The sequence below is a fragment of the Zunongwangia sp. L-65 genome, assembly GCF_056859415.1.
In genome coordinates, this window is sequence record NZ_JBSXOK010000065.1 from 39748 (window position 1) to 52541 (window position 12794).

Genomic DNA, 12794 nt, shown 5'->3' on the forward strand with positions numbered 1-12794 from the left:
GTTTCTTACAAATGTTTGAAAATGGAATTGGTATCAAACCTGCTTCATGTTGGTAAACACTAAATATAAAACTAGTTAGGCCGGTTCTTATTAAGAATTATAAGGTATAATGTAGAATTTCTTTGATATTCGATAAAATTGAAGCTTGTTTTTTTGGAGTTGATATATTTCTTATTTTTAAAAATATGTTAAAACTATAATTTAAAAAATGAAAGACCCTAACACAGCTCCGCTTTTTTACGTGGATAATTTACAGAAAATCGAAGGCGATAATCAGTACACGGTAGATTTACATTTACCTCAAAATTTTAGCTACGACCATTATAAAGTAGTTGGTAATAGTCCCGCGATTCATGATATTCTAAAAATTGAAATCTATTTAAGAGGGGATAAAAATATTACTCCCAGTGATGTGATTGTAGTAAAGACGATAGACTTAGACTTAGCTGACTACAACTTTAGATATTTAAAACTTAAAATTATATGGAAGCTAGCGGTAGGACTAGGTGGCGGTGTTGGTGATCCTGAAGACGAAGAAACTGTAGGAGAAAGTGTTCTAGCAGGTGTGGGATAATGAAAAAACTACTGGCTTTTTGTGGAGTTGTATTTTTTGGGCTGGTGTCTTGCTATGCACAGCAAGAGTTGTTGGATAAAGCGGAAGCTTCTAAAGAAGCGGATAATTACCAAATATCTTTGGATCTTCTTGCAGAAGTTGACACCATTAAATTGTCTGTTCCGCAAAAAGCCAGGTTTTACTATTTACAAGCTTCTAATTTTAAATTCAGAAGAGAAGATTCAGAAGCCTATCCTTTATTATTAAAAGCCAAAAAACTATACACTGCAATAGATAGTTTAGATAAGGTAGCAACGATAAATCTTGAGTTATTTCAGGTAGTAAAAAATATTGGGAGTGATCAATTACAGTATAAAGAATACATTGATGAGTATCTAGCGTATCATCTCTCACAAAATAATCCCAAAAATCTACGGAAAGCCTATATACGGATAGCTGTTAATTTTGCCAGAAAAAGTACTGTAGATAGTTCCTTTAAATACTTTAGAAAAGGGCTAAGATTAATAAAGATAGATCAGGACACCTTGGCCGAAGCCAATATGTTGAATAATTTTGGAGTATTACATAATGAATTTACATCGTACAAAGATTCAGCTTTATATTATTTCGAGCGTTCAAAAGTTTTATATAAAACAATAAATGAATTAGATAAGATTCGATTAAGCTATCTAAATACGGCTAGTGCTTATAAAAAATTAGGCGAGTATGATCAAGCGATTGAAAATTATCAAAAAGCAGATTCGCTTTTAGGTAAAGAATACAGTAAAGAACGTAAGCGTTTTTTATATGATCTCATGGCCAAAACTTATGAGCTTGCCGAGAAACCGGCAAAAGCTCTGGAGTATTACAAATTAACTCAGGCCTATCAGGATAGTTTAAACCTGCAAGAGCAGGAAAAGGCGATTTTCGACATCCAAACCAAATATGAGGTTCAGAAAAAAGAAAATGAAAACCTGCAATTAAAGCAATCTCGATTTTGGCTAATTTCAGGAGTTATTCTTTTGGTGTTGTTGCTTATTGCTACCTATTTGGTGTATCGTAACCGTATTGCCAAAAAGCAATTGGAAGTTAAGCAGTCGGCTTTAGAGAAAAACGAATTAGAAAAGCAGCTTAAGGATCAGGAGCTTGCAGGCTTAGATGCGATGATCGAGGGGCAGGAAAAAGAGCGCCAGCGTATTGCCAACGATCTTCATGATAATTTAGGAGGATTGCTGGCTACCTTAAAACTGCATTTTCAGAATTTAAAAACCAAGACCGATCGTCTTCGCGACGAGCAGGACGAGTTGTTTAAGACTACCAATTCCCTCTTAGATGAAACCTATCAACAGGTTAGAAATTATGCACATCAACGAAATGCGGGCCTGAAAACCAGTGAAGGTTTGGTGCCTTCGATAAGCAATTTTGCTTCAAAAGTATCTGTAGGGAATAATCTTGTGGTTCAGGTAGAAGCGCATGATATGTATGAGCGCTTAGAAAATAGTGTAGAAATCACGATTTTCAGGATCGTACAGGAATTAATTACCAATGTGATCAAACACGCTGAAGCTTCAGAAATTATTGTTCATCTTACTTCTTTTGAAGATCATATCAATATAATGGTAGAGGATAACGGTAAAGGTTTTGATCCTTCTATTATAAAAGATAACGACGGGATGGGATTGGCTTCGATTATAAAAAGGGTAGAACATCTTGGTGGTAATGTAGATATAGATAGCCATTCAGGTAGTGGTACTACGGTCATTTTAAATATTCCCAAGTCATGATTAGAGTGGTAGTTGCCGAAGATCATTTAGCCGTAGCCGATGGGATTTTGGCTTATTTCAAATATCACGATAGTATATCGATTATCGGTCACGCCAAAAATGGCGAAGATCTAGTAAAACTGGTAGAAAAAAATATTCCTGATGTTGTACTAACCGATGTGAAGATGCCGGTGATGGACGGAATTGAAGCGGCAAAACTGATAAAAGCCAAATTCGACAGGATTGGGATTATTGCCTTTAGCATGTTTGATCAGGACGAGGCGGTAGATTTAATGTTGCAGGCCGGTGCCACCGGATACTTGCTAAAAAATTCTCCCCTTTCTGAAATGGAAAAAGCAATATTAAAGGTTTCTGAAGGAAATTTATATTACGATCCCAATTTAAGTCTTGCTACTGAAAACACACCCAGCGAAAATACCGGGATTCTTACTAAACGCCAGATTGAAATTTTAAAACTGGTAGGTAAAGGTAAAACCAATCAGGAAATAGCGGATGCTTTATTTATCGGAAAAACCACGGTAGAAACTCATCGTAAAAACATGATTAGAAAACTCGGTTTGCATGGTCCGGGAGAATTGCTGCGCTACGCGTTACAGCGCAAATACGATTTTTAAAATATCCCCTCGCATGGGTATGGTGTTACACAGTTTTATAAGATATTTTTGAAGTAATAATTCATTTTGCTGGTGGTTCTTAATCCAATTTAATGAAGTATTTCGTTCAATTCCCTTTATAGGGGGCAAGTTCTAAAAACTGGCTGGGAAACTTTATTTGTTTTCTACTTCTCAGCGAAGTTAATGAACGTATTCTCGATTTCATTTATGAAATTATACTCCCGATGTAAAGTCGGGAGTTTTTTGTTTTCAGTATTTAGATATGGTAAACAACCTATTCTGAATCACTTACTTCTTTTAGGGTTGTAAATATTTATAAAGCTTCATATTAAGGTAATATAGCTAACAATTACTGAAGCTAAATTTTACATTTAGATGAATTGCAGCTAACAGTTTTCTAAGGTTTTTTCTGTTCTTTTGAGATTGATTCGGGTTTGGTGAAATACATCCAAATTTATGTTAGCTTAAAGAGTTTCTCTTTAAGAAAATAACGAGACAGGTTTTGTAAACCTGTTCATTCCTTTTGTTTCTTAAATCCACCTCTATCCCGAGGTGGATTTTTAATCCTTTAGGGGTAATGATCTCTTTTTTAAATCAAGAATACTAACGAAGATTTTTTGATTCAAATCTCGAAAGCTTTTTCCGAAGTTCTTAATTTGCTTTAAATGTAGAGAGATAATTTTCTTTAATGCTTAATGCGTTTAAATTTAGTAAGAAGAATATGTCAACTGAAATCTGATTTTTGTAAAAAAAAAGCAATTGATGTCAAATAATTTTTTAATTTTGCCGTCCAATTGCCTTGGTGGCGGAATTGGTAGACGCGCTGGATTCAAAATCCAGTTCTTTCGAGAGTGTGGGTTCGATTCCCACCCAAGGTACAAGGGAAAGCTGAGATAAATGTCTCAGCTTTTTTATTTTCAGGTATAACATAGGTACAACATTTCCTTATATTTTATAAAATTATATTTTTGATTTAAAAAGGTATGATTTGATGCTGAGCAAAGATTAATAGAAACTAGTAATTATCTGTAAGGCTATTGTAGAGGGGCGGTATCCGCCGCATGCCATAAACTTTCTTTTACTAATGATGAATTACTAGCCAAGCTCATCTACCTGTCTACATGAAAAATTGAGAAGGAATGGAATGCTATATGAAAAAATTGTACTCTTTTCCACAATTTATGGTCAATATCGTTAGTTATAAATCTAATTCCTCTGGGGCTAGCCCCAGAGGAATTGAACAAAGTTTATTTTACAGATCCATTGCCTCTTTTTTTTATTTTACTAATAGCTTTATTGATATCCCGATGTACATGAGTAGCATCATAGTGGCGGTTCAACTTATTTTCTAAAAATGGAATATCCTCTAATTCTCCAATTTTACCTAATGCTTCTGGAGTTACTCTATAATTATGATCAAAACCTTCTCTCAAAATTTCTCTAGCTTGATCTTTTGGAAACATTTTTATTATTGCTAGCGGAAGAATTCCTATTTCGGAGTAGCTATAGGTTTTGGATAAATATATAGATTTAACCCAATCGTTAATATTCAAAGGTGGGTTTTTAACAATCGCTGAACAAATTCGCCAACGATCCGCTGTATCAGCTTCGTTAAATATTGGAATTATAATGCTACCATCATATTTAATATCAGTTTTAGCAATCAATAATAGACCACCTGTTTTATATTCTATTTTAGGTAGCCATTTTTTTATAATTTCAATATATGTTTCTAAGTCATAATTTCCATTTTTTAAAACTTTTATGTAATCATTATTATTCCCATATTTCTTAATATCAGGATAGCCTGCTCGACTTAATTCCTCATACATTGCCTTAAAATTTTTAAATGTCGAGGTTGATTCATTTTTTTCGCTCATATTCAATAAGTTTACCTAGTGTATCTAACGATTTTCAATAAAGAAGAACTATTAATTGCTTCTTGCAGTGGCTTAGATATATTTACGCCATTCGGAACATATAAATTAAATTTAATTTGATGTTGGTTTGCATACGTAATAAAATCTTGTAATTGTTTTGTATAGCTAACAGTTCGGTTTAGAGCATAATGTTTTACCTCTCCAATTTGTTGCACAACATCAAACTCATCAACTATCATTTCATCTGGGATTCGGTAATTTGCTGTTTTATTTAGTGATTCAATATGTTCAGTATTTTGTTTAATATTATTAAGTTTCAAGCCTTCTTGACCTTTATCATAAGGTTTTAAAGATGATACAGGAGCTATTTGAGGTCTTCCTAATACATCTCCATTCTAAAAATTACGACCGTTCAGAGCAGCTATTCCTCCATTCACTATTCCCCCAGTAACACCACCGATTGCTATGCCCGTAATATACTGCTTTGGAGTCATTAATGGATCACCAAAATATAAGTGATTTCCTAAATTTTGGACTGGAGAAGCAAAAGCCGTACCAGCAAGGCCTCCAGCTCCTCCAGCTAAAAATCCTCCCACTCCTCCTGCAGCACCTCCTGCCATTGTAAAAGCACCTCCACCAGTTGTCGCTCCAATAGCTCCTGTTACAGTACCTATACCAAATGCTACAAAACCATCTTTCCAATTATGAATTTTCCCTTGAACGGCTTTCACAGCCAGATTAACTAATCCACCAACGACTGCTCCGATTACTATATGCCAGAATTCACCATTTACATCTATATAGATTAGAGGATTATTAAGTACATAGGAATATCGGTTAAAATTTAGGGGATTGGATGGATCCTGCACATAATTATCGGGACTTAAGAACCGGTGGAGCATGGCATCATATAAACGCCCGTTCATATGAATGATCCCTACCCCCAGTAAGTGCTCGTGTCCGGTATACCCCCGGTCCAATATGTTAAAACTGGTAAGGTTGTTGTTATTGCCATCAGTAAGTTTTACAATTTTTCCCCAGGCATCAAAATGTCGCTTTTCCTTAAAATTACCATTGCTATCGGTGATCGATAAGATACTTCCCAGATAATCCCTGTGCAGGTAAAAATAATTGGAGACCGTACTGCTTCCTTTTTCTTCATGGAATATTAAAGGGGCGGAATAGGCATCACCACCAATATAGGTCACAAAGGTGGTTTTGTTCGATTGGGAATCAAATTTAACCTCCATTTTACCATTGGCCGAATAATGCTTTTGATAGCGCCTTTGGTTTTTATTACTCTGTGTCCCTCCTGGAGTTACTACTTTTATTCGGACACAAAATTTAAGACCGTTTTTTACTAAACAAATATCTTAGAACCATGAAAAAACCATATTACAATCCGGAATTAAAGGAGCAAGCAGTTCGTTTAAGTTACCAGCGCGAGAATATAAAAGAATTAGCAGATGAACTAGGCATAGAAGTCCAAAGGATCTACAAATGGCGCAAGGCAGCTAAAACAGCTACATTGCCTAAGCCTGAAAAACCAATAACCGATCATACTTTAGCGCTTGAAAGAATTCGCAATGCTCTTAAAGAAAAGGAACTTGAACTTGAAATATTAAAAAAGGCCGTGCACATCTTCTCCAATAGTGATGGGAAATCTATGGATTTATATCCGATAGAGAGGCTGTGCAGGTTTTTAAAATAAGTAGGAGTAGTTTTTATAGGTGGTACACAGCTGGCCCTTCAAAGCGAGCATTGGAACATAGCCTTACAGATTTAATAAAAAAGGAACTTGACCTGAGTAAACAGCGTTATGGCGCTACACGAATAGCAGAAAAACTTAAACGTGAAGGTTACTGTATATCCAGATGTAGAGTGACTAAAATTATGAGAGCGAACCATTGGGTAAGCAAACACAAATGGAAGTTTAATTAAGGCTATCACAGATTCCAAACTCCAAAAGAAAGTGCAAGTTCTAACCAACACTGCTGAAAAATTCAATTTAAGTGAAAGATCTATTTATTCGATCATTAGAAAAATGAAATAAAAAAGACGCCGATTAAAGCGTCTTTCAAATGAAGTCCTGTTTTAAGGGGTTAAAGCGAAACTGATATTAATTCTTGTCCTAATTCGTGAATAGCGTTTTCTATAATCTTTGCTCTCTCTTCTGAAGCATTAGCTTTACCAGAAGCATATTGACGCATCAAAGATTCATTTATTCCTGCCTTTTTGGCTATGGATGATATTTTTAATTCAGGTAATAACTTAAATAATGAAGGGATGTTCATTACATATTCTACACGTTCTATCGATTTTACTTCATCGATCCAATCTTCATCTAAATCTTCAGCTATCTCTAAATAATCATTAAATGCTGAAGTAAAACTTTCTTTTAACTCTTCTAAAGAATTTCCGTAAGCAGTTACTCCTCCAGGGAGATTTTGGGTACTACCCCAATAAGTTCCATCGTCTGCCTTCTCGACGAAAACTCGAATTACTTCTTGTGCCATTGTTTTGTTTTTGTACGATCTACCTGCTATTCTTTGATAGAAAAGACGGGGGAGGGTGGTTAGTCCAACCCCGCCTGTTTTAAAATCGACTTTACCGTTCCTATAGGTACATCTTTTTTTGGATGTGGTATTGTAACGATCCCCCTTTTTGAAGGATGCTTGAAATGATGGTGACTTCCTTTTGTTCGAACTTTGTACCAACCATCGCTTTCAACCAGCCTTATCAAAGAACTAGACTTCATAATACAAAGATATAACATTTTAGTTATATAACAATATTGTTATATATTTTTTATACTGTGATATAAATTAATATAAAAAAAGCCACCGCAAAACCGATGGCTCTCAAAAGGTAAAAAAGTTTAATGCATCAAAATTAGAGTGTACTCAACGATAAAGATTTATCTATCGTATTTCCATTTATTACACGAAAAAAGCCACTTTTGAGTAGTGGCTTTTCCGATTTAACCCAATAAATTTAAAATGTTTTAATCCTTAGTAAGGATACATGAATTAACTGTATAAGGGCTGATTTTATAAACTGACTTCGACAATTTAAACCGTAGCTATAGGTGTTTACTGTCAGCTTCCGGAGCTCTCGGTTTTTCTACTTGCTCTCCATTCAGCGAATTTTGCTGCTGTTTCTAACCGTAGCAACAATAAATGTATTTCGCATATAACGCAAAAAAACTGCTCGTAGTCAATGGCTTTTATAATTGATAAGAATTTATATCCTTACCTATATAGTTAAACAAAAAACTCACTGTTCTTTGCGGCTCTTAAAACATGAAAATTTCATAATTATCTTTTTTTAGGTAATAGGTTTCCTAATGTACTGGTGCTATATAAGGAGACCCATGCACTCCATAATGTCTACTTAAATGCTTTTCTGCTTATCTATTTGAGTTCATTTTCTCATTCAGACTGTAATGAGTTCTTTTTTAGTAAAACGTTTTATATTGCATTTATCTTTCGTAAATTTACTTACTTTTCGAAGCTGGGAATCCTATTACTTATCATCAAAAAAATGAAAAAGAAGCAAAGAGTATCCATTAAAGATATTTCAAAAGAGTTGGGGATCTCAATTACTACAATCTCTTTTATTATTAACAAAAAAGCCAAGAACCGAATTAGTGATGAAGTAATAAAAAAGGTTGAAGATTACATTGAGAAAGTTGGCTATGAGCCAAATACTTCTGCTCAGACCCTCCGAACGGGGAAAACCAAAACTATAGTATTTATGGCAGAGGATATTTCTGACCCCTTTTTTTCAGCTGTAGCCAAGGAAATGGAAGAAATTGCCTATAAAAATGGATATAAGATCATTTACTGTAGTACCGAAAACAATAAGGATAGAGCCGCTGAACTCATTTCTTTATTTCAAAATAGACAGGTCGATGCTTTTATAATTACTCCTCCCGAAAATTTCGAAAAAGAAATACAGGAATTAATTACTCAAAAAAATGAGGTTATCATGCTTTTTGACCGCCGTTATACTTCTACAGAGCATAATTATGTAATACTTGATAATTTTAATGGAGCTAAAATGGCAGTTAACAAGTTAATTTCATCAGGATGCAAAAATATTGCTTACGTAGGATTGAAATCAGATTTCAGCTGTATGAGTGAGCGGCTTGAAGGGTACAAAGACGCCATCAAAGATCACCAATCCCAGCCAATTTCATTGCTTCTTCCATTTAAAGATGTTAAAACAAAAGCAGGTCGTATCCAATTTGAAAAATTCATCAATAAACATACAGCTGTCGATGGTATCCTGTTTGCCACCAATGGTTTAGCTATTAATGGACTAAAAGGATTAAAAGAATTACATAAGAATATACCTGATGAGTTAGCTGTAATCACATTTGACGACAGAGATTTATTTGAACTACACACCCCTTCCATTAGTGTTTTATCACAACCTGTACCTGCCATGGCAACCGAGTTAATCAAGGGTACACTCGAACTTCTAAGGGCGAAAAACGATAAAAACGAAATTTTTCAAAAAATTCTTCCCGGAAATTTAATCACCAGAGATTCCTGTAAATTAACTATTTACGATAAAAAATAGCTTTTTGTAGGGTGTGAAATTTTAAAATTATCCTTACAAATTAATATTATGTAAAACGTTTTACTAAATTTGATTATATTAGTACTGTATTTTTTTAATTCATCATGTAAAACGTTTTACTATATCGTTGTAGATGCCAAAATGATAAAATTACAATTGGAAACTTATGGGATGGTCATTTCTATGGGAGCATTTTTATAGGCCTAACATGAGTACTATTAGGTTTTAATTCCTCAGAAGGAATTGAATCAAAGGAAATAGATTCCGAGAGCGAATTCGGATAATAATCGCAGTTCTTATATTAATCTTTGAATACTTAATTATGATAACACAAAAAAGCGTTTCCTGCCTCTTATTCGTATGGGCGATCTGTGCGGGAAGTATAGCTTACTCACAAACAATTACAGGTACTGTAAAAGATGCTCGTGGTCCATTGCCTGGGGTTTCTATCAGTGAAAAAGGTACTGAAAATGGTACCGTTTCAGACTTTGACGGGAAATACGAAATCGATGTTTCTAGTCAAGATGTAACTCTTGTATTCTCTTATTTAGGCTATGTGACTAGGGAGATACCGTGGAATGGTGAAAATAACGTAGAAGTGGTACTGCAGGAAAGTACAGAGCAGCTCGATGAACTGGTTATAGTAGGTTATCAATCCCAAAAAGAGTCAACCATCACTGGGGCCGTATCATCTGTTAATGTCAAACAATTAGAATCCCGCAGAGTTCCGGGCGTAACTCAGGCATTACAGGGGCAGGTTGCGGGAGTAAATATTACTCAAAGTACGGGTGCCCCGGGCGAAGAAGTGGAAGTCCGAATACGGGGTAACGGAACGATAGGCAATAATAATCCCTTATATATTATTGACGGTGTTCCCAGTAGAGAAATCTCTTTCCTAAATCCTTCCGATATAAAGTCTATGTCGGTCTTAAAAGATGCGGCAGCTGCCTCCATTTACGGTTCAAGGGCTGCTGGTGGAGTTATTGTTATAGAAACCAAAAGTGGTTCTGATCGCAGCGGTTTTCAAATAGATTATTTCGGAGGCTTGCAAAAAGTCACCAATTTGCCTAATATGCTTAATGCGGATCAATACCTAAATACCGTGACCACTGCCTGGAATAATGCGGGCTATTCCGGAACCAATCCCTATCTCGCCGATGCTGGTAGATCCGATTTCGCTGACGTAGACTATTTAGATGAACTATTTGAATTGGGAAAAACAAATAGTGTACAACTCTCCACATCCGGAGGTAATGAAAAAACAAATTTCTTCTTAAGTGCTGGATATTACGGGCAAGACGGAATTGTAGTCTACGACAATGATAAATTTAACCGTCTAAACCTGCGTAGCAATATAAATTCCAATGTCACCAATCGCATTAAAGTGGGGGCGAATGTTCAAATATCATATGAACAGCAGGATAAAATTTCTTCGAAAGGGGATGCACCAGGAATCATACGTCATGCTTTTCTGCGCCCTCCCATTATACCGGTTTATAAAAATCCTTCAGATCCTACATATTCAGAAGAAGACCCTTTTACAGACTTGCCTTTTTATGTTGATCCTGATAATTTTGAAAGCAATAAATATGAATATTCTCAAAACCCTATAGCGCTTGCCTATTTTACCGATAACACGACTAGAACTTTTAAAACGTTTGGAAATTTATTCGCTGAATATCAGATCCTGTCAGATAACTCCTTGAAATTCAAAACAAATTTCGGAGCAGATATAAACTTTGGTCATCAAAAGGCTTTTAATCCTAATTATGGAGATGACGATGGTCAGGGGGCAGAAATTGATAGCGGTCTGGGACGCCAAAATCGTCCTACCAATCTATCTGAATCCAGGTATGAAGACATGACCTTTACATGGAATAATAGCTTTATGTACAATAAAGAAATTGGAGACCATGATATAAATGCACTGGCTGGAATTGAATTTATAAAAAATAATTCTTCCGGAATAAATGCTTCAAGACAACGATTTGATTATACCGAACCTAATTTCAGATATCTCGACTTTGGGGGGACCGATCGGGACATATGGAATGGGGGGCTGGCCGAAGAATGGGCGTTATTCTCCTATTTTGGTTCTGCTACCTATTCCTACCAGGATAAATATTTAATCACTGCTAATCTTCGAGCCGATGCTTCTTCGAGGTTTTCAAAAGATAATCGCTGGGGATACTTCCCTTCGATTTCAGCGGGTTGGACTATTTCGAAGGAAAACTTTATGGATAATTTAGATTGGTTGAACCAACTGAAGTTGCGAGCCAGTTGGGGGCAGCTTGGAAATCAGGAGATACCCAATTACGCCTATTTAACCTTATACCGAAGAGATGCCGATCGTTACCTGATTAGTCGTTACGGGAATCCTGATTTAAAGTGGGAAACTACAGCACAAGTGAACATAGGGATCGATTTTGGATTGTATAGTAACAAACTCTCTGGAAGTATTGATTATTTCGAGAAGACTACTTCGGATATACTCCTTCCAATTTCTCTCCCCAAGTTTGTAGGTGATGTTTCGGCCACTTATCTTAATTCAGGCGAGGTGCAGAATTCCGGGCTGGAATTTGGATTATCTTACAGGAATTATGAGAATCCTTTAAAATTTCAAATTAGTGGGAATTTGTCCACACTAAAGAATGTGGTGAATTCCTTGCACCCTAACTTACCTTATCTTACAGGGAATGTCACCAGAACCCAGGAGGGCCATCCGCTAAATGCATATTATGGTTTTGTTCAAGAGGGGATTTACCAAAATCAGACGGAAGTTTCTGAACATCTATATGGAACTAATAATCCGCCACAACAACCGGGGGATATTAAATTTAAAGATTTAGATGGAAACGGAGTAATAAATGACAATGATCGTGATTTTATAGGAAATCCAAATCCAAAATTATCGTATGGTCTGAATGTTTCCATGAATTACATGAGTTTTGATTTTAATTTTCTTTTTCAGGGGGTTGAGGGTGTTGACCGCTATAATGATTTAAAGAAAATTATCGATTATGATACCAGGCCATTCAATTATACGGATCGTGTACTGGGCGCCTGGGATGGGGAAGGTTCAACCAATACAATACCCAGAGTAAGTTTTACCGATAATGGAAGCAGTAGAGTCTCTGATATCTTTGTGGAGGATGCTTCCTATCTAAGACTTAAGAATGTAGAGCTGGGATATACTTTTGATGTGGAAAAAGTGGGGAATTTCAGAATATATACCTCCGGTCAGAACTTACTTACTTTTACCGATTATTCCGGTTTAGATCCTGAATCTACCGATTTAATCGATTTCGGAACATATCCGCAATCATTAACCATATTGTTTGGAGTTCATGCAAACTTCTAAATGTCTAAAGATTTC

The 12794-nt window shown here is 35.6% G+C and carries 12 protein-coding genes and 1 tRNA gene; 8 read left to right on the forward strand and 5 right to left on the reverse strand.

What is annotated here, in order from left to right; translation table 11 throughout:
• The first annotated feature begins 208 nt into the window (after positions 1-208).
• The 4 genes from AC13DP_RS12865 (at position 209) to AC13DP_RS12880 (ending at position 3829) form a co-directional block, all read left to right on the forward strand.
• Positions 209-574, forward strand: a complete 366-nt coding sequence (locus tag AC13DP_RS12865) for a hypothetical protein (protein ID WP_347405945.1) — start codon at positions 209-211, stop codon at positions 572-574.
• On the forward strand, positions 574-2337 hold the full coding sequence (locus AC13DP_RS12870) for an ATP-binding protein (RefSeq protein WP_483067912.1): 1764 nt from the start codon (positions 574-576) through the stop codon (positions 2335-2337). The genes AC13DP_RS12865 and AC13DP_RS12870 overlap by 1 nt, the downstream gene beginning before the upstream one ends.
• The gene (locus AC13DP_RS12875) at positions 2334-2951 is read left to right on the forward strand and encodes a response regulator (protein WP_347405947.1); all 618 of its coding nucleotides are present in this window, start codon (positions 2334-2336) and stop codon (positions 2949-2951) included. The genes AC13DP_RS12870 and AC13DP_RS12875 overlap by 4 nt, the downstream gene beginning before the upstream one ends.
• A 796-nt stretch (positions 2952-3747) precedes the next feature.
• Positions 3748-3829, forward strand: a tRNA-Leu gene (locus tag AC13DP_RS12880).
• 369 nt (positions 3830-4198) lie between these two features.
• Here the strand turns inward: AC13DP_RS12880 and AC13DP_RS12885 are convergent.
• The 3 genes from AC13DP_RS12885 to AC13DP_RS12895 all read right to left on the reverse strand — a co-directional run bounded on the left by AC13DP_RS12885 (position 4199) and on the right by AC13DP_RS12895 (position 6081).
• A complete protein-coding gene (locus AC13DP_RS12885; RefSeq protein WP_347407271.1) occupies positions 4199-4831 on the reverse strand; it encodes a hypothetical protein in 633 nt (210 codons plus the stop codon).
• An 11-nt stretch (positions 4832-4842) separates the two neighbouring features.
• The gene (locus AC13DP_RS12890) at positions 4843-5151 is read right to left on the reverse strand and encodes a putative toxin (RefSeq protein WP_041578540.1); all 309 of its coding nucleotides are present in this window, start codon (positions 5149-5151) and stop codon (positions 4843-4845) included.
• 75 nt (positions 5152-5226) lie between these two features.
• The gene (locus AC13DP_RS12895) at positions 5227-6081 is read right to left on the reverse strand and encodes an RHS repeat domain-containing protein (RefSeq protein WP_347407272.1); all 855 of its coding nucleotides are present in this window, start codon (positions 6079-6081) and stop codon (positions 5227-5229) included.
• A 131-nt stretch (positions 6082-6212) separates the two neighbouring features.
• Here AC13DP_RS12895 and AC13DP_RS12900 point away from each other — a divergent pair, with 131 nt between their 5' ends.
• Together AC13DP_RS12900 and AC13DP_RS12905 are read left to right on the forward strand one after the other, a co-directional pair.
• Positions 6213-6542: a transposase gene (locus tag AC13DP_RS12900; RefSeq protein WP_347407273.1), complete on the forward strand. Its 330-nt coding sequence runs from the start codon at positions 6213-6215 to the stop codon at positions 6540-6542.
• Positions 6524-6772, forward strand: coding sequence for an IS3 family transposase (locus AC13DP_RS12905; RefSeq protein WP_394329736.1), 249 nt, complete (start codon positions 6524-6526; stop codon positions 6770-6772). The genes AC13DP_RS12900 and AC13DP_RS12905 overlap by 19 nt, the downstream gene beginning before the upstream one ends.
• Positions 6773-6933: 161 nt before the next feature.
• Here the strand turns inward: AC13DP_RS12905 and AC13DP_RS12910 are convergent, their stop codons facing one another.
• A complete protein-coding gene (locus AC13DP_RS12910) occupies positions 6934-7347 on the reverse strand; it encodes a hypothetical protein (RefSeq protein ID WP_013069952.1) in 414 nt (137 codons plus the stop codon).
• 59 nt (positions 7348-7406) lie between these two features.
• Complete coding sequence (locus tag AC13DP_RS12915; RefSeq protein WP_083759719.1) at positions 7407-7589, reverse strand: type II toxin-antitoxin system HicA family toxin; 183 nt, start codon at positions 7587-7589, stop codon at positions 7407-7409.
• Between the two features lie 785 nt (positions 7590-8374).
• Between AC13DP_RS12915 and AC13DP_RS12920 the strand changes: the two genes are divergently transcribed.
• On the forward strand, positions 8375-9418 hold the full coding sequence (locus AC13DP_RS12920) for a LacI family DNA-binding transcriptional regulator (protein WP_013069953.1): 1044 nt from the start codon (positions 8375-8377) through the stop codon (positions 9416-9418).
• 322 nt (positions 9419-9740) lie between these two features.
• Positions 9741-12779, forward strand: a complete 3039-nt coding sequence (locus AC13DP_RS12925; RefSeq protein WP_013069954.1) for a SusC/RagA family TonB-linked outer membrane protein — start codon at positions 9741-9743, stop codon at positions 12777-12779.
• Positions 12780-12794 lie beyond the last annotated feature (15 nt).

Bases quoted from the DNA above. Each gene is read 5' to 3' on its own strand.
- AC13DP_RS12865 (WP_347405945.1), top strand. From the start codon at position 209: ATGAAAGACCCTAACACAGCTCCGCTTTTTTACGTGGATAATTTACAG.
- AC13DP_RS12870 (WP_483067912.1), top strand. From the start codon at position 574: ATGAAAAAACTACTGGCTTTTTGTGGAGTTGTATTTTTTGGGCTGGTG.
- AC13DP_RS12875 (WP_347405947.1), top strand. From the start codon at position 2,334: ATGATTAGAGTGGTAGTTGCCGAAGATCATTTAGCCGTAGCCGATGGG.
- AC13DP_RS12885 (WP_347407271.1), bottom strand. From the start codon at position 4,831: ATGAGCGAAAAAAATGAATCAACCTCGACATTTAAAAATTTTAAGGCA.
- AC13DP_RS12895 (WP_347407272.1), bottom strand. From the start codon at position 6,081: ATGGAGGTTAAATTTGATTCCCAATCGAACAAAACCACCTTTGTGACC.
- AC13DP_RS12900 (WP_347407273.1), top strand. From the start codon at position 6,213: ATGAAAAAACCATATTACAATCCGGAATTAAAGGAGCAAGCAGTTCGT.
- AC13DP_RS12910 (WP_013069952.1), bottom strand. From the start codon at position 7,347: ATGGCACAAGAAGTAATTCGAGTTTTCGTCGAGAAGGCAGACGATGGA.
- AC13DP_RS12915 (WP_083759719.1), bottom strand. From the start codon at position 7,589: ATGAAGTCTAGTTCTTTGATAAGGCTGGTTGAAAGCGATGGTTGGTAC.
- AC13DP_RS12920 (WP_013069953.1), top strand. From the start codon at position 8,375: ATGAAAAAGAAGCAAAGAGTATCCATTAAAGATATTTCAAAAGAGTTG.
- AC13DP_RS12925 (WP_013069954.1), top strand. From the start codon at position 9,741: ATGATAACACAAAAAAGCGTTTCCTGCCTCTTATTCGTATGGGCGATC.